The following is a 16,410-nucleotide window of genomic DNA, read 5'->3' on the forward strand; positions in this document are numbered from 1 at the left end:
CGGGGACGAAGATGATGTCGAGGCCGGCCTGCTCGAGCTGCGCGACTTCTGCAACCGTCTCGTTGAATCCGCCTGAATAGTTGAGCATGGTTCCGATGTGCATGGGACTCCTCGCAGGTGAGATCACATTTTCGTGGTCGTTCCGCAGGCGTGAATCCCGCGACCCGAGTTCTTGATCTCGGACGTTACCTGCAGTCCCAGGAACCGTTTCCCGCCGGGCTGCGTCGAACATGACAGGAGCGACTTTCGTTCCGACTGATTCGAGGTAGTTGGGGGAATGGCCGAGATGGAGATCGATGTCGTTCAGGTCGCGCAGGTGGCTACGGGGTTCGAGCAGTCGGCCGACGCGATCGGCGCCATCGCGGCCCAGATCGCGACGCTGACTTTCGGCACGGACAAGGCCGGGCGAAACTACGGCGACGTCGGCGCGCGGATCGCCGCTGGGTACGACGGGGTCGAGTCGAGTTTCCGTCAGTGGGGCGTGGCGAGCAAGGACAACACGGTCCGGTTGCGGGCAAGTGTCGCCTCGTATCAGGACACGGACGATGCTGCAGCCCGGTCGATCGAGTATCCGGCGGGAGAACGATGAGCCCAACCGGCCGCAGCGTCGACGCAATCCTCGACGCCGGTGCGGTGGGACTCGTGTACTTCGAGAAGTACCTTCCCATTCTGCATCGAGTCACCTCCGATTCGTCCTGGACCTACCCGGGTCTGTGTGCACGGTACGACCAGCAACGCGGCCTCGATCTCGAGGCGCTCGAAGAGGACGCACGGCTGCTCACCGACAGTGTCGTGGCCGCACGAGCCGAGGTCGACCGGCAGGATGGGTTGGCGGCGACGCTCGCGTCGTCGTGGGTAGACGCCGCGGGTGAAGCGGCCCTTGCCGACGTTCGGTCCGACCGGACGATCGGCAGCCAGCGCGCCGAAGCTGCAAACCAGCTCTCGCTGGCCATGGCCGCGGCAGTCGACGGTATTCGCGACGCGATCGAGCGCCAGGCCACCGCGATCGGCCGATTCGACCCTTCGGGGCTTGAGGTGACCGGTTGGGGGCTGGTGGACGGAAAACGGCTCGATGTCGTCACGACCATCGATCTCCTCGCGACTCTCGATCCGGGCGAGTCCTTGGCCTGGGGCTCGGCACCGGCCTGGATCGCACATGTGTCGCCGTTCCTTCCTGCCGTCGTTGCGCCGATCCCCGCCGATGTACCGAATGTTCTGCCGGCACCCTTGTCGCCCAACCCCGTCTCACTGTCGCCCGAGGCGATACTGATTCACGCCAAACGCGTATGCGACGAGTGGCTTCGAACCCTCTTCGCTCCGCTCGTGTCTGCGTCCTGTCAGCACCTGGTCGACATCTGCGACTCGATCGACCGGGCGGTCCGCGACTATCTGTCGACGGTGGCCGCGGTCGCCGAAACGATCGACACTCGGGCATTCCCGACGGCTGATGCCGGCGAGGGGGCAGCCGGTGGGGGTGGCGGTGGCGGGGTTGGCGCCGCCGACAACGGTGGCTCACGGGCTCCATCGGTGGCGCCCGACGCCCTCGGGGTCGCACCGCAATCGACTACGTCCGGCGGAGGTGGATCGGAACCAGGGCAGCCGCAACTCGGTGGCACGCCGTCCGCGTCTGGAACGCCGCTGCCTTCCACGCCGCTGCCTTCCACGCCGCTGCCGGCCACGCCCGACCTCCCGCCGACTCGGGAGTCTCTCCTACCGGCCATGAAGTCGATGTTCGGCGATCTGCCCAGCGGTGAGGACGTCATTGCCGCGATCGGGCGGACCGGACACGAAATGACCGAGCAGTTGAAAGCCGCGCTCGGAGAGGTGATCGGACGGCTGTGCGAGTCCGCCGATCCGGCCGACCAACAGGAGGGACTACCGCAGACCGTCGACGACGGAGCCGGATTGTCCGAATCGAGGTCCGGTTCGGACACGTCGACACCTCCCCAGGCGCCACCTCCACCTGAAGCCACTCCACCTGCGTCGCCTCCTCCCCCTGGTGTTCCGGCACCGATCGTCGACGGCAGTGCCGAACGCGGTCACGTCGAAGCGGCGTTCGATGGACACAGCGCACGACTGTCCCTGGCCCACAACGGGATCATCGCCCTCGATCTCGGCAGTCCGAGCGGCGAGAACCGTCGATTCGAACTGAGACCGGGGCCGTTCGGGGTTCCGGTCGTCGAGCAGGTCTTCGGACCGACGCACACCGTGACCGCCGCCGAAGCAGCACCAGGAGTCCCCGACGTATCTTCTGGGCCCGCCGAGGCCCCGGCGACACCCGAGGATGCTGTGCCTGGTGACGCTGTGGCTGTGGAGGAGGACGTGGTGCCTGCAGAGGATGCCCCGATTGCTCCGTCCGAGCCCGAATCACAACCCGAGAATGCGCCGGACATGTCGGGTGCGCAGCTCACCGAGGCCGGACCGCTGTGAGTGGACCCGATCGGTGGTGGGCCGACCGTATGGGCAGGATCGGCAGTGACTGTCGAGACTCGATTGCTGCAGCAGGAAGGCGCTACGACGAGGCGGTTCGGGCCACACTTGCCCCGAAAGGGAGCGCATCCGCATCCGATGAGCCCACAGACGAGGCCGAGCATGAACCTCTCTCGTACCTGATGCCGGCCAACCTGGACACGAGAACGCGTCGAGGCTCGTCGGCGGAAGCCCGGGACGATCCCGAGCCGACGAGTTGGCTGGTTTGACCCTCGGTCAGCGGCCGATCACGGCGCGGACAGCGGAGATCGGACTCGGCTTCGGCTGATCCTCGATCGGCGCGTGTGGATCGACGACCTTGGTGTTCTTCAACTCCGCCGATCCGGCCAGACCCTCGTAGGCCTTGTCACCGGTGAGATGGAACAGCAGAAAGGCGGTGAGGAGGATCCGCGTCGTCCGGACTGTCGCCCTCTCGGTGCCGCCGACACCCAATGGGCTCAGCAGTCGGCGGCCCTCCACGATCCCGTCGGACGTGCCTTTGGCCAGCCGCCGGAACGTCGACGGTCCACCCAACGCTCCGGCGAGCGAGAGAGTGTTGTCGTTGAGTGAGTCGGTCAACGCGGGGTCGCCGAGAACGAGGCCGGGTATCGACAGCGTTTGCGCGGCCTCTTCGGCGCTGGGCGACGACGGTGCTGGATACAGTGCGGCGACTGCCTTCACGTCGGTCCGGGCGGCGGCGGCCAACACGGCGACGCTCGCTCCCATTCCGTGCCCGGCAACCGCAAGTTTGTCGGGGTGGACACTGATATCGCCAGTTCCGAGGCGAACGCCGGTGACGATATCGAGTGTTGTGGCCAAATCGGCCGCAAGACCACGGTGTGACGCGAGTGGCCCGCGTTCGGTGTCCGGCGCTGCGGCGACGATGCCCCACGAGGCCAGGTGCTTCAGCGTGTTCTCGTACCGTTCGGCGCCGAGTAGCCAACCGTGGCCGAAGGCAACGGCGGGCAGGTTGTAGCCGGTAGCAGGCGTGAACACGATGCCGGGCTGGCCGGCCAGCGCAAGGTTGCCGCGTAGCACCTTGTGCGGTCCACGTTTGCCGAGAAGAGCTGCGAGCTTCTTTGGTGTCGCCACAGTCGCAACGCTATCGGATCGAGTGGGTGCGAGGCAGGTATGGGGGCGCCCGAGGGGCGGGTACCCTCAATCACCATGTGCGGAATCGTGGGATACGTCGGTCACCGCCCAGCTCTGGGTGTAGTGATCGAGGCGCTTCGGCGAATGGAATACAGGGGCTACGACTCCGCGGGCATTGCGATTCTCGACGGATCCGGTAGTACTGCCGTCGAGCGCAAGGCGGGTCGACTGGCCAACCTGGAAGCCGAACTCGACGAGGTCGGCGCCGACAAGTTCGCGGGCACCGCAGGCATGGGTCACACCCGCTGGGCGACGCACGGCCGACCGACGGACCGCAACGCGCACCCGCATCGCGACGCGTCGGGATCGGTGGCGGTTGTTCACAACGGCATCATCGAAAATTTCGGTCCACTGCGGGCAGAGCTCGAAGCCGAGGGCATCGAGTTCTCCAGCGACACCGACACCGAGGTGGCTGTACACCTGGTGTCCCGCGCCTACGACTCCGGCGAGACCAAAGGCGACTTCGTCGCGAGCGCGAAAGCAGTCCTGCGGCGACTCGAAGGCGCCTTCACATTGGTGTTCACTCACTCCGATCACCCCGACACCATCGTCGCGGCACGTCGATCGACGCCGCTCGTGGTCGGAGTCGGCGACGGTGAGATGTTCCTCGGTTCGGACGTCGCGGCGTTCATCGAGCACACCCGCGAGGCCGTCGAGCTCGGCCAGGATCAGGTGGTCGTCATCACCTCGGGCGGCTACGAAATCACGGACTTCGACGGCAACGAGGCGTCGGGCCGCCCGTTCCATATCGACTGGGACCTCGCGGCGGCCGAAAAGGGCGGCTTCGACTACTTCATGCTCAAGGAGATCCAGGAGCAGCCGACAGCCATCGCCGACACGCTCCTCGGGCACTTCGAGAACCGTCGGATCGTGTTGGACGAACAGCGGCTCTCGGATCAGGAACTGCGGGACGTCGACAAGATCTTCGTCGTAGCGTGCGGCAGTTCGTACCACTCCGGGCTGCTCGCGAAGTATGCGATCGAGCACTGGACGCGTCTTCCAGTCGAGGTCGAACTGGCCAGCGAATTCCGGTACCGCGATCCGGTTCTCGATCGGTCGACCCTCGTCGTTGCCATCTCGCAATCGGGTGAAACTGCGGACACGCTGGAAGCAGTGCGACACGCCAAAGAGCAGAACGCGAAGGTGCTCGCTGTCTGCAACACCAACGGTTCGCAGATTCCTCGCGAGGCCGACGCAGTGTTGTACACGCGGACCGGCCCGGAGATCGGCGTGGCGTCGACCAAGGCATTCCTGGCGCAGGTGACTGCAAACTACCTGGTCGGTCTGGCGCTGGCGCAGGCTCGTGGCACCAAGTATCCCGACGAAGTCGCACGCGAGTTCGCGGATCTGGAAGCGATGCCGAAACTGGTTCAGCGCGTGCTCGATTCGGTGGAGCCGGTGCGTGAACTCGCACGCGAGCTCGCGACGTCGCCGACGATTCTCTTCCTCGGTCGCCACGTCGGCTATCCCGTGGCTCTCGAAGGTGCGCTCAAGCTCAAGGAACTCGCCTACATGCATGCCGAGGGCTTCGCGGCCGGCGAGCTCAAGCATGGTCCGATCGCGTTGATCGAGGACGGCCTTCCGGTCATCGTCGTGATGCCGTCGCCGAAGGGCCGTGCGGTGCTGCATTCGAAGCTGCTCAGCAACATTCGCGAGATCCAGGCTCGCGGAGCGCGGACCGTGGTCATCGCTGAAGAAGGCGACGAAACGGTGCGGCCGTTCGCCGACCATCTGATCGAGATCCCGGCAGCCCCGACCCTGCTGCAGCCGCTGCTCTCCACGGTCCCGCTCCAGGTCTTCGCCGCCGAAGTTGCTCAGACTCGGGGCTACGACGTCGACAAGCCTCGAAACCTGGCGAAGTCGGTCACGGTCGAGTAGCGGCTCCGCCGCAGTGCCTCTGGGCGGCTCCGCCGCAGTGGCACGGTTAAGTGCACAGCGGGACACTCAACCGCGCCACTGGCGGCGGAGCCGCCTGGCCGTCAGCGGCGGAGCGACCTGGTTCGACGGGAGCGGAGGAGGACAGCGTTGAGGAGTTACTACACCCCCGATCAGGTCCGCGAGGCCGAGCAACCCCTGCTCGAGTCGTTGCCCGCAGGAGTGCTGATGCGCAGGGCTGCGCACGGATTGGCCACGGTGGTGGCTGCCGAGTTGCTCCATCGAACCGACGGCGTCTTCGGCCGTGAGGTGTGCGTGCTCGTCGGTTCCGGCGACAACGGCGGCGACGGTCTGTGGGCGGGAGCGCTTCTGCGACGTAGAGGTGCGGCCGTGACCGCAGTGCTCCTGAATCCGGAACGAGCTCATCGCGATGGCCTCGCTGCGTTCCGACGCGCGGGCGGCCGGGTGGTTGCTACACCGGGAGCGCCGGACATCGTGATCGATGCGATCGTCGGGATCTCCGGTCAGGGTGCTCTGCGCCCTGACGCGGCGGCACTGGTGGCGGGGATCAGTGCTCCGATCGTTGCTGCCGACATTCCCAGTGGCGTCGACTCCGTCACCGGCGCGGTGGTCGGGGCGGCTGTGCGTGCACAGGTCACCGTTGCATTCGGCGCCCGCAAGCCCGCACACGTTCTTGCTGCACCGTACTGCGGCAGAGTCGAATTCGTCGACATCGGTCTCTCGCTCGGGGATCCGTTCTTCGAGTCGCTGTCCCCGTTCGACGTCGGCTCGGTATGGCCGATCCCCACGGCGGAAGACGACAAGTACTCACAGGGTGTGGTGGGTGTTCTCGCAGGAAGCGACCGGTATCCGGGAGCTGCGCTGCTGTGCACCGGTGCGGCGGTCGCTGCGACGTCCGGCATGGTCCGTTACGTCGGGAGTGCCGCCACCGAAGTCGTCTCGCACTACCCGGAGGTCGTGGCTGCGAGGGATCTCGACGCGGCCGGGCGTGTGCAGGCCTGGGTCGTCGGTCCCGGATTCGGAACGGGGGAGGATTCGAGGTCGCGGCTGATGCACGTACTCGGCTCCGACCTTCCGGTCGTCGTCGACGCCGACGCACTGACGATTCTCGCCTCCTCGCCGGAATCGATTCGGGGGCGAACAGCTCCGACGTTGCTGACGCCCCATGCGGGCGAGTTCGAACGACTGGCCGGCTCTGCTCCGGGTCCGGATCGTGTGCGATCGGTCCGCGCCCTCGCGTCGGAGTGGGGGGTCGCCGTGTTGCTGAAGGGTCGCGCAACGGTGATCGCGGACAGAGGCGGCCGAGTGCTGGTGAGCGACGCCGGTGGCTCGGCCGCATCCACGGCTGGCTCCGGCGACGTGCTGTCCGGGTTGCTCGGGGCGCTCGTTGCCTCGGGGTTGGACCTGTTGACTGCCGCTGCGTGTGGAACTCGTGTCCATTCACTCGCGGCCGCCACTGCCGCGTACGGATCCGGTGGCGAGCTGGCAGCTCCTATCTCTGCAGGTCCACTGCTCGCGGCGGTCCCGGAAGCAATCAGAATCGTGCGTTCGGGTGCGGTCTGAGCACTTCCCGCGATCGCGATGGGTTCCCGCGAGTGCACTTGGCATCGCGGCAACAGAATCGGTACGCGGGAGCAGTGGTCAGGGCGGTTTTTCCGATGCCGAATGCACCTTTCGCGGTTGCGGGTGGCACTATCGATTGCTGTGGAGAACGCAAGGGTTGCTGCGATGAGCGGCCCCGACACCGGTGCCGGCTCGACGGCAACGATCGACCTCGGCGCAATCGCCCACAATGTGCGCGTACTGCGAGAACACGCGGGGGATGCCGCGACCATGGTCGTGGTGAAAGCGGACGCGTACAACCACGGCGCCCTCGCAGTCGCGCGCACCGCTCTCGCAGCGGGCGCGACCGAGCTGGGAGTGACGACGGTCGGCGAGGCCATTGCGCTGCGACAGGCCGGGATCACGGCTCCGATCCTGTCGTGGCTACACCGATCGGACACCGACTTTGCGCCGGCCATCACCGAGGGAATCGAGATCGGGGTCTCCTCGGGTGCCCAGTTGGCCGCGGTGGCAGCGGCCGCAGTGCGTACGCACCGTACTGCCATCGTCACGCTGAAGATCGATACGGGTCTGAACCGCAACGGCGTCGCGTCCGACGAGTTCGGGGATGTACTTGCACTTCTCGGTCGCACGAGCGCCGACGAGTCGGTGCGGTTGCGCGCAGTGTTCTCGCACTTGGCGTGCGCTGATGTCCCCGACAACCCCGCGAACGACCGACAGGCGAAGGTTCTGCTGGACGCCGTCGCGACCGCAGCGTCGGCCGGGGTGCGTCCAGAGATCGTGCATCTCGCGAACTCGGCGGCTGCTCTGACCAGGCCTGATCTTCGTTTCGACATGATTCGACCCGGAATTGCCGCGTATGGCCTGTCGCCGATCCCCGAACTGGGGCAGTTCGGTCTGAAGCCCGCGATGACGGTGTCTGCGTCCGTGGCACTCGTCAAACGCGTGTCGGCAGGTCAGAGCGTGTCGTACGGGCACACGTGGACGACGCCCCGCGACACTGTCCTCGGGTTGATTCCGATGGGGTACGCCGACGGCGTGACTCGGAGTTTGAGCGGTCGCTTCGATGTCTCCATCGGCGGACGCAGATTCCCATCCGTCGGACGGGTCTGCATGGATCAGTTCGTGGTCGACCTCGGTCCCGACGGCGGCGGTGTCCAGGAAGGTGATGCCGCGGTGCTGTTCGGATCGGGTGCGGACGGCGAGCCGCTCGCCCAGGAATGGGCGGATACGCTGGACACGATTCACTACGAGGTCGTGACCGGAATCGGTGGGCGCACGCGCCGCACGTACATCCCTTCTGTCGAGCATCCGATCGGCACGGTACTGCAGTCACCCGAGGAGGCCTCGACGTGAACCTGATGGGCAGCCTGGGAATCTTGAACAGCGTCGGAATTGCTCTCCGCGAGACCGTCCTTCGTTCGAACAAAGATCCGTTGGCGACGGAGAATCTCGAGCTCATGGACGCCGACCGCGGGTCCATCGTGGTCGCGGACGACGGAGTGCCGCTCGCGGTTCGGGAGGTCGGGCCCTCGGACGCTCCGGTGACGGCGATCTTCGTCCACGGCTACTGCCTCCGCATGTCCTCCTGGCACTTTCAGCGCCAAGCACTGGAGCAGGAGTGGGGATCGAAGGTCCGGATGGTGTTCTACGACCAACGTGGACACGGCCGGTCTGGAACGCCCTCCCCGGAGAGCTGCACGATCCAGCAGCTCGGACTCGATCTCGATGCCGTCATCCGAAGCGTCACACCGCGAGGTCACCTGTTACTGATCGGGCATTCGATGGGTGGGATGACGATTCTGTCGATGACGCGGCAGAAGCCGGAACTGGTGCGTGATCGGGTAATCGGCGTCGCACTCATTTCCACGACGGCCGCGGGACTCGCAGAAACCGGGCTCGGACGCAGCCTCGACAACCCAGTCGTCGACGCGTTCAGGCTGGCGGTGCGGACGTCTCCCGGGGTGGTACAGCTCGGCCGCGGCGCCGCCAAGAAACTGATCTCTCCGGTGCTGCGGGCAGCGTCGTACGGCACCCGGGTGAGCCCGAGGCTGGTGGACTTCTCACAGCAGATGATCGATGACACCTCGGTCATCACCATCGTGAACTTCCTGAAGACTCTCGAATTGCACGACGAGAGCGATGCTCTGGTCGACCTGGCTCGAATCCCGGTGGCGGTGGTCTGCGGCGACGACGACTGGATCATCCCCTTCGACAGTTCCGTCGCTCTCGCCGACGCCCTTCCTGAGGCCGAGATGGTGCGCATCCGCCAAGCGGGACATCTGGTGCAGCTCGAATTTCCGGACAAGGTCAATGCAGCACTCACGCGGCTGGGTACGCGAGCACTCCAGCTGCGGGCGAAGAAGCGATCGGGCCGGAGGGGCGTTGTCTGACGAGGAGGACATCTTCGTCGACGGGCGAGAGGTTGTGTTGTCGACGGTGGACGACACCGAGCACTTCGGTTTCCGGCTGGCGCACTCCCTGCAGGCAGGCGATCTGGTGATTCTCGACGGCCCGCTCGGTGCGGGTAAGACCGCGATGACCAGGGGTATCGCAGCAGGTCTTGGCGTTGTCGGGCGCGTCAGCTCGCCGACGTTCGTCATCGCGCGCGAGCATCGACCCGGTGTACGTCCGGGCGGGAAACCTCCGGTGACGCTCATCCACGTCGACGCGTACCGGTTGGGTATGACGGGTCAATCCGCGCTGGACGAACTCGACGCCCTCGACCTCGACTCCGATCTCGTGGACGCGGTCGTGGTGGTCGAGTGGGGCGAAGGTTTGGTCGAGAAATTGGTGGACAGTCACGTGTCGGTGCGCATTCGTCGTGATGTGGAGACCGACGAACGACGTGTGCGCGTCCGTCGTGTCTCGGGGACGGCCCGCTGAGCACGAAGTGCCGTGTGGAATGGGTACTTCACTCGCGGGTACTCTGAGCTACCGTGCTCGTTCTCGCCGTCGATACCTCCACGCCCTCCGTGACCGCAGGAGTGGTCCGTTTCGACGATGGTGCGGTGGAGACTCTCGCGGCGCGCATCGTCGTCGACGCTCGGTTGCACGCCGAGGTTCTCACTCCCAACATCCTCGAGTGCTTGGCCGAGGCCGATCTGGCCCCGGCCGATCTAGACGCAGTCGTCGTCGGTGTCGGGCCTGGACCGTTCACCGGCTTGCGTGTCGGAATGGCCACCGCGGCTGCTTTCGGTGATGCACTGGGTCTCCCGGTACATGGGGTGTGCAGCCTCGACGCGATTGCCGCCCAGCTGACATCCGAGTCCGAACTGCTCGTCGTCACCGATGCGCGCCGTCGTGAGGTGTACTCGGCGCGGTACCGTGACGGCACCCGAATCGCCGGTCCGGACGTGGGTGCAGCGGATCTCGTCGATGTCGGCAAGGCGACCGCAGTAGCTGGATCTTCTGCGCATGCCTCGCTGTTCGAACTCGAAGCCCGAGAGGTGATCTCACCGTCACCGGAGGGCCTCGTCCTGGCCGCCGGAGATGCGCTTGCGTCCGGTGTGGAGCCGGAGCCGTTGGTCCCGCTGTATCTGCGCCGACCCGATGCCAAGACCATCGCCGAACGTGAAGCGGCGAAGCAGGTCACGAAGTGACGCTGCAGATCACGCCGATGGTCGCTGCGGATGCCGCGAGGTGCGCAGAGCTGGAGGCCGTGTTGTTTCCCGGCGACGGTCCGTGGACCGAACGCGCATTTCTGTCCGAACTCGCTGCGCCGCACATTCATTACTTCGCCGCCAGGGAAGATGGCGTGTTTCTCGGCTATGCCGGAATCGCCTTGCTCGGGCGAGGTGAAACCGCCGAATCCGAGGTGCACACCATCGGTGTCGATCCGGCCGCGCATCGTCGTGGAATCGGTGGCACACTGCTCGACGCGCTTCTGGTCGAAGCCGATCGTCACGGCGGGTCTGTGTTTCTCGAAGTGCGTACCGACAACACCCCGGCCATCGAGTTGTACACGCGCGAGGGCTTCGTCGTTGTCGGTACCCGCCGCAACTACTACCAGCCAAGCGGCGCAGATGCTTTCACGATGCAGCGACCGAGCAGAAGGGCGAGTGCACCGGCATGATCGTCATGGGTATCGAGAGTTCGTGCGATGAGACCGGTGTGGGCATCGTCCGCTGGCGAGATTCGGGTGTGTGCGAACTCCTCGCCGACGAGGTCGCGTCGAGCGTCGACGAGCATGCCAGATACGGCGGTGTGGTTCCCGAGGTCGCATCCCGTGCACACCTCGAAGCAATAGTTCCGACGATGAGGCGGGCACTCGCCGCCGCTGACATCGATCGGCCCGACGCGGTCGCCGTCACCATCGGGCCGGGCCTTGCGGGTGCTCTGCTGGTGGGGGTCGCCGCGGCGAAAGCCTACGCAGCTGCCTGGGGAGTGCCGTTCTACGCGGTCAATCATCTGGGGGGGCATGTCGCCGTCGACACTCTCGAGCACGGGCCGATGCCGCCGTGTGTGGCGCTGCTCGTCTCCGGTGGTCATACGCATCTTCTGCATGTCGACGATCTCGGCGCCCCGATCGTCGAGTTGGGCACCACCGTCGACGACGCTGCGGGTGAAGCGTTCGACAAGGTGGCTCGGTTGCTCGGCCTCGGCTACCCAGGTGGGCCGGCTCTCGATGATGCTGCGCGCGAGGGAGATCCGAATGCGATCGCGTTCCCCCGCGGGATGACGGGTCCTCGTGACGCGCGCTACGACTTTTCGTTCTCGGGCGTCAAGACGGCAGTGGCGCGCTTCGTCGAGGCGAGAACGCGTGCCGGCGATGCCATTCCGGTCGCAGACATCGCCGCGTCGTTCCAGGAATCGGTCGCCGATGTGCTGACGATGAAGGCACTTCGGGCCGCCGCGGACATGGATGTGGATACTGTGGTTCTGGGCGGCGGAGCGACCGCGAATTCCAGAATCCGTTCGATGATCGAATCGCGTTGCACCACAGCGGGTGTGACGCTTCGTATTCCGAAGCCGAGGCTGTGCACCGACAACGGAGTCATGATTGCGACTCTCGGGGCGCACTTGATCTCGGCTGGGGCGAGCGCGTCGGATCTCCGAGTTGCGACGGATCCCGGGCTGCCGGTCTCCACCAGCATTCTTCCCGGGCGTTTTTAGGCTCAGCCCTCGGGCGGAGCAGCGATGTCCGTCGACTCTGTCCTGGGGGCTTCCTCGAGTTCACCGGTGCCCGTCGGTGTTGGTGTCCACACTGTCTCCGGTGGCGACAGCGGCGGTGACGACGGTGTGGCTCCTACCTGAGTGGTGCGCACGCCCCCCGACGACGTCGGCTGCGCCGACGCTTCGGTCGACTCCTCCGGAGTCGTGGACGGTGTGTCCGGGGTCAGCACCGGCGATGTTGTGGATTCACCAGGGCTACCGGTCGGCGACAGCTCGGTCGAACCATCCGGGGGAGTGGAGATGGGGTCGGTCGTGGTGGGAAGCGTGGTCATGGGGATCGGTGTGGTGGTACCGGCCGCAGGTTTCGTCACCCGTGGCTGGGCAGGCCACGGAATGACCGGCAGGTCGGGCGCTGGGTGCAGCGACGGTGTCGCCGAAGGCCTTTCAGTGGCCGACGCCGGCTCAGTCGACCTCGTCGAACTGGCGGTCTGCCCTGACGTGGTGCTGGTGCCGGCCGTGATGTCGGGATCCAGCGCTGTGCCGTCGGCGGCGGGTCGATCGAGGACCTGCTCGGCAGTCGGGGCGGCGGAACCGGCCGGCGACACCGATGGTCCGTCACTCGGGACAAGGGTTTGCACCACGTATGCGACAACGATTCCGCCGACCACCAATGCACCGACGAACGCCCCGGTGAATCGGCCGATCGATCGAGCATTGCTTCCCGCACCGTGGCCGACGGTGGGGTACCGGCCCGGACTCGAGTTCAGTGCGAGCAGTGCAGATCCCTTGGCCAGAACGGTGTCGGGTTCGGTCGGGATCACTACGGGCAGGGCAAGTGCGGACCCGAATGCGGTGCCGACGATCGGGATGTTGGCGCCGCCGCCGATGAGCACGACTGCCTCCGGCGTCGATGTGCTCAGTACTGCACTGCGTTCGGTGAAGTGCACGGTGTTCATCACATACGGGCGAACCGCCAGGTCGAATGCGGCACGGTCCAGGGTCGACCCATCCTCGGCATCACCGACGTGGGCGGCGTCGTGCGTGGACAGGTGTTCCTTGACTGCTCGGTACCGCGCGGACCCGATTCCGCGATCGTCGCGCAGATCGTCGCGCACCGGGGTGTCGACCGCAGCACTGCCGTGGACGAGGTCCTTCACCAGCCGATTGACGACGTCGCCGCTGAAGTGCTTGGTGCGATCCTCGGCGAGGAGTTCGCCGGATTGGGCGTCGACGACCGACGCAGTCGTTCCCGTCGCCCCGACGTCGACGATCGTGACGGTCCGATAGCGCGCGATCAGGCCGGAATCGTCGAGGAAAGCGTACGCTGCAGCGGACTCGGGGACGAGAAAAGCTGCCCACCGGGTATGTGACAGGGCCGAGCGTATCGACGAGGCTTGTTCCTGCGTTCGGTGTGACACCGCGATCACATCGGGTACGAGACGCTCGTCGGCGTGCGTGCCGAGGCCTGCGGGGGTGGGCGCCAGTGAAGCCATCAGTTCGATGGCGGATGCAACCAGGTCGCCCAGGTCGGTATTGACTTCGCGGTCCGCGGACACCGTCCGATACTCGACGGTCCGCGAACCGTCGGCTTCCTCGACAACGAGGGCAGCGCACACGACCTCGGTTCCGGTGGACACACCGATTGCGATCCTCATGCCACCTCCCCCTGCTGTGCGTCGAGCCCGTTGTGTTGTCTTCGCAACGACTCGTCCGTCGCAGCCGACTCCGTCAGAGGGCGCATGCCGCTGACGAGCTCGAAATTTCCGGCGCTGGTCTCGACCGGCGTGATTGGGCGTTACCCATCACTATTGCTTCTCGTTATCGTAACGTTACAGAACGGTTTGCCCGAATGTGAAACGCCGCACCCGATGACGGCCTATGACTTAGGACGCATCGTGCTCGAACTACTTCAGGCGAAAGTGGACGAATGGCGACTGATGGGTCTTATGCGACGCTGGACGACGAGACCCGACGCGCCCTGCTGATTCGAGCATCGGTTCGGCCACTTGCCACGACCGTGGTTCTGACTGCGCTGTACTTCGTTGTTCCGATGACCAACGTGGCAGACCTCGGGTCCGTTGTCTTCCTGGCATCGGTGCTGATTGTGGTCGTGGTCGTGTGTGTCTGGCAGCTGGCCAAGGTAATTCGCGCCGATTACCCGGCAGTACAAGCCGTCGAGGCTCTCGCCGCCGTCGTACCGATCTATCTGATCGGGTTCTCCAGCGCCTACTACCTGATAGCAGCGTCGTCCGCGCAGAATTTCAACGAGCCGATCTCTCGAATGGGAAGCTTGTATTTCACGCTGTCGGTGTTTTCCACCGTCGGATTCGGCGACATCACTGCATCCACGGACTTCGCGCGAGCAGTCGTGTCGGTGCAGATGGTCGGAAATCTGGTGATCATCGCGTTCGGAGGTCGTCTACTTCTCGCAGCCGTGCGGCGCGGACAAGCGAGGAAGCAGGTAGGCGGGGCGAAATAGGTTTGCTCCACATCGGCAATCCGAAAGATGAGGGTTTTCGCTGCAGGCGTAACGAGTCGACGGCATCTGGCGAACCCAGCCCTTGAGTGCTGGCACTCGCGTGTATAGAGTGCTAGTCAGCGCTGAGCGAAGTCCCGGAACCCGCGACGACGGGATCGAGCACAGGGCAGTGAACATGAAGTACCAACACAGCAGTCCGGGGATCCGACCCCGGACGCGTACCCCATAACAATGGAGGGCTCAACGTGGCGAGCGTGAAAATCAAGCCGCTCGAGGACAAGATCCTCGTCCAGGCCAACGAGGCCGAGACGACGACCGCCTCCGGTCTGGTCATCCCCGACACAGCCAAGGAGAAGCCTCAGGAGGGCACCGTCGTCGCTGTTGGCGAAGGCCGTGTCACCGAAAAGGGCAACCGGATCCCGGTCGACGTCAAAGAAGGCGACACCGTCATCTACAGCAAGTACGGCGGCACCGAGAGCAAGTACGCCGGCGAGGAGTACCTGATCCTCTCGGCACGCGACGTGCTGGCAGTCATCGCCAAGTAAGCAATACGCAGGTCCGCCCCGGAGCCCGACACACTCGGTCCCGGGGCGGACTGCGTTTCGATCGAGTCCCGAACTCGAAGGAGTAGTCCCAGAAGATGTCCAAGCAAATCGAATTCAACGAGAACGCACGCCGCGCTCTCGAGCGTGGCGTCGACAAGCTCGCCGACGCCGTCAAGGTGACGCTCGGGCCCCGCGGCAGGCACGTCGTGCTGGCCAAGGCATTCGGCGGCCCGACGGTCACCAACGACGGTGTTTCCATCGCGCGTGAGATCGACCTGGAAGATCCGTTCGAGAATCTAGGCGCTCAGCTCGTCAAGAGCGTAGCCACCAAGACGAACGATGTTGCCGGAGACGGCACGACCACGGCGACCGTCCTTGCGCAGGCACTCGTGCGCGGCGGCCTGAAGAACATCGCTGCAGGCGCCAACCCGATCGCTCTCGGTTCGGGAATCGCCAAGGCAGCCGACAAGGTCGCCGAAGCGCTCCTGGCTGCGGCAACACCGGTCGAGGGCAAGGAAGCGATCGCACAGGTTGCGACGGTGTCCTCACGCGATCCGGAGATCGGTCAACTCGTCGGCGAGGCGCTCACTCGTGTCGGTGCCGACGGAGTCGTCACGGTCGAGGAGTCCTCCGGCCTCAGCACCGAGCTGACGGTCACCGAGGGCGTGCAGTTCGACAAGGGATACTTGTCGCCGTACTTCGTGACCGATCTCGATGCGCAGCAGGCTGTGCTCGAAGACGCATACATCCTGCTCCACCGCGACAAGATCACCTCGCTGCCCGATTTCTTGCCGTTGCTCGAGAAGGTCGCCGAGAGCGGCAAGCCGCTTCTCATCATCGCCGAGGACACCGAGGGCGAAGTTCTCTCCACCCTCGTCGTGAACTCGATTCGCAAGACCATCAAGGCAGTCGCTGTGAAGGCTCCGTTCTTCGGTGACCGTCGTAAGGCGTTCCTTGACGACCTGGCAGTCGTGACGGCCGGTCAGGTCATCACCGCAGACGTCGGTCTGAGCCTCAAGGAGGCCGGACTCGACCTCCTCGGGCAAGCGCGTCGCGTTGTCGTCACCAAGGACGAGACGACCATCGTCGACGGTGCAGGCACCCAGGTCGACATCGATGCCCGCGTCGGCCAGCTGCGCCGCGAGATCGAGAACACCGATTCGGAATGGGATCGCGAGAAGCTCGAAGAGC

Annotated in this window: 15 protein-coding genes; 13 read left to right on the forward strand and 2 right to left on the reverse strand. The window is 65.4% G+C overall.

All coding sequences use genetic code 11. The features are described 5' to 3' along the window. Positions 1-277: 277 nt before the first annotated feature. Both A2J03_RS26795 and A2J03_RS26800 read left to right on the forward strand, forming a co-directional pair. The gene (locus A2J03_RS26795; protein ID WP_068380392.1) at positions 278-589 is read left to right on the forward strand and encodes a hypothetical protein; all 312 of its coding nucleotides are present in this window, start codon (positions 278-280) and stop codon (positions 587-589) included. Continuing rightward, the gene (locus A2J03_RS26800) at positions 586-2,430 is read left to right on the forward strand and encodes a WXG100 family type VII secretion target (protein WP_068380396.1); all 1,845 of its coding nucleotides are present in this window, start codon (positions 586-588) and stop codon (positions 2,428-2,430) included. Before A2J03_RS26795 ends, A2J03_RS26800 begins: the two co-directional genes overlap by 4 nt. A gap of 276 nt (positions 2,431-2,706) precedes the next feature. Here A2J03_RS26800 and A2J03_RS26810 read toward each other — a convergent pair whose 3' ends face one another. Beyond that, the gene (locus A2J03_RS26810) at positions 2,707-3,561 is read right to left on the reverse strand and encodes a dienelactone hydrolase family protein (RefSeq protein ID WP_068380402.1); all 855 of its coding nucleotides are present in this window, start codon (positions 3,559-3,561) and stop codon (positions 2,707-2,709) included. A 75-nt stretch (positions 3,562-3,636) separates the two neighbouring features. Between A2J03_RS26810 and glmS the strand changes: the two genes are divergently transcribed. From glmS to tsaD, 8 genes are all read left to right on the forward strand, one after another. Further along, positions 3,637-5,499, forward strand: a complete 1,863-nt coding sequence (gene glmS / locus A2J03_RS26815) for a glutamine--fructose-6-phosphate transaminase (isomerizing) (protein ID WP_068380439.1) — start codon at positions 3,637-3,639, stop codon at positions 5,497-5,499. A 147-nt stretch (positions 5,500-5,646) separates the two neighbouring features. Beyond that, positions 5,647-7,080: an NAD(P)H-hydrate dehydratase gene (locus tag A2J03_RS26820; protein WP_068380403.1), complete on the forward strand. Its 1,434-nt coding sequence runs from the start codon at positions 5,647-5,649 to the stop codon at positions 7,078-7,080. Between the two features lie 165 nt (positions 7,081-7,245). After that, positions 7,246-8,436 carry an alanine racemase gene (gene alr, locus A2J03_RS26825; protein ID WP_197480987.1) on the forward strand — a complete coding sequence of 397 codons (1,191 nt, stop codon included), beginning with the start codon at positions 7,246-7,248 and terminating at the stop codon, positions 8,434-8,436. Between the two features lie 5 nt (positions 8,437-8,441). After that, positions 8,442-9,473 carry an alpha/beta fold hydrolase gene (locus A2J03_RS26830; protein WP_156520610.1) on the forward strand — a complete coding sequence of 344 codons (1,032 nt, stop codon included), beginning with the start codon at positions 8,442-8,444 and terminating at the stop codon, positions 9,471-9,473. Further along, entirely contained in the window at positions 9,466-9,966 is a 501-nt protein-coding gene (gene tsaE, locus A2J03_RS26835) for a tRNA (adenosine(37)-N6)-threonylcarbamoyltransferase complex ATPase subunit type 1 TsaE (RefSeq protein WP_068380418.1), read from the forward strand. Before A2J03_RS26830 ends, tsaE begins: the two co-directional genes overlap by 8 nt. Before the next feature lie 53 nt (positions 9,967-10,019). Beyond that, positions 10,020-10,682, forward strand: a complete 663-nt coding sequence (gene tsaB / locus A2J03_RS26840) for a tRNA (adenosine(37)-N6)-threonylcarbamoyltransferase complex dimerization subunit type 1 TsaB (RefSeq protein ID WP_068380421.1) — start codon at positions 10,020-10,022, stop codon at positions 10,680-10,682. Further along, positions 10,679-11,155, forward strand: a complete 477-nt coding sequence (gene rimI, locus A2J03_RS26845) for a ribosomal protein S18-alanine N-acetyltransferase (protein WP_068380425.1) — start codon at positions 10,679-10,681, stop codon at positions 11,153-11,155. Before tsaB ends, rimI begins: the two co-directional genes overlap by 4 nt. After that, entirely contained in the window at positions 11,152-12,195 is a 1,044-nt protein-coding gene (tsaD, locus tag A2J03_RS26850; RefSeq protein ID WP_068380428.1) for a tRNA (adenosine(37)-N6)-threonylcarbamoyltransferase complex transferase subunit TsaD, read from the forward strand. The genes rimI and tsaD overlap by 4 nt, the downstream gene beginning before the upstream one ends. Before the next feature lie 2 nt (positions 12,196-12,197). Here the strand turns inward: tsaD and A2J03_RS26855 are convergent, their stop codons facing one another. Next, entirely contained in the window at positions 12,198-13,850 is a 1,653-nt protein-coding gene (locus A2J03_RS26855; RefSeq protein ID WP_068380431.1) for an Hsp70 family protein, read from the reverse strand. A gap of 272 nt (positions 13,851-14,122) precedes the next feature. Between A2J03_RS26855 and A2J03_RS26860 the strand changes: the two genes are divergently transcribed. From A2J03_RS26860 to groEL, 3 genes are all read left to right on the forward strand, one after another. Further along, the gene (locus A2J03_RS26860) at positions 14,123-14,674 is read left to right on the forward strand and encodes a potassium channel family protein (RefSeq protein WP_068380434.1); all 552 of its coding nucleotides are present in this window, start codon (positions 14,123-14,125) and stop codon (positions 14,672-14,674) included. A gap of 245 nt (positions 14,675-14,919) precedes the next feature. Further along, on the forward strand, positions 14,920-15,219 hold the full coding sequence (groES, locus tag A2J03_RS26865; RefSeq protein WP_068380435.1) for a co-chaperone GroES: 300 nt from the start codon (positions 14,920-14,922) through the stop codon (positions 15,217-15,219). Between the two features lie 95 nt (positions 15,220-15,314). Continuing rightward, positions 15,315-16,410 (forward strand): chaperonin GroEL (gene groEL / locus A2J03_RS26870; protein ID WP_068380437.1); only part of this gene is annotated, 1,096 nt, incomplete at its 3' end.

Origin of the sequence: Rhodococcus sp. EPR-157, from assembly GCF_001647195.1 — a bacterium.
In the GTDB taxonomy this organism is placed as follows: domain Bacteria; phylum Actinomycetota; class Actinomycetes; order Mycobacteriales; family Mycobacteriaceae; genus Rhodococcoides.

Excerpts from the sequence above, each read along its gene's own strand:
- tsaD (WP_068380428.1), top strand. The coding sequence starts at position 11,152 with ATGATCGTCATGGGTATCGAGAGTTCGTGCGATGAGACCGGTGTGGGC.
- A2J03_RS26860 (WP_068380434.1), top strand. The coding sequence starts at position 14,123 with ATGGCGACTGATGGGTCTTATGCGACGCTGGACGACGAGACCCGACGC.
- A2J03_RS26855 (WP_068380431.1), bottom strand. The coding sequence starts at position 13,850 with ATGAGGATCGCAATCGGTGTGTCCACCGGAACCGAGGTCGTGTGCGCT.
- A2J03_RS26795 (WP_068380392.1), top strand. The coding sequence starts at position 278 with ATGGCCGAGATGGAGATCGATGTCGTTCAGGTCGCGCAGGTGGCTACG.
- A2J03_RS26800 (WP_068380396.1), top strand. The coding sequence starts at position 586 with ATGAGCCCAACCGGCCGCAGCGTCGACGCAATCCTCGACGCCGGTGCG.
- A2J03_RS26830 (WP_156520610.1), top strand. The coding sequence starts at position 8,442 with ATGGGCAGCCTGGGAATCTTGAACAGCGTCGGAATTGCTCTCCGCGAG.
- glmS (WP_068380439.1), top strand. The coding sequence starts at position 3,637 with ATGTGCGGAATCGTGGGATACGTCGGTCACCGCCCAGCTCTGGGTGTA.
- alr (WP_197480987.1), top strand. The coding sequence starts at position 7,246 with ATGAGCGGCCCCGACACCGGTGCCGGCTCGACGGCAACGATCGACCTC.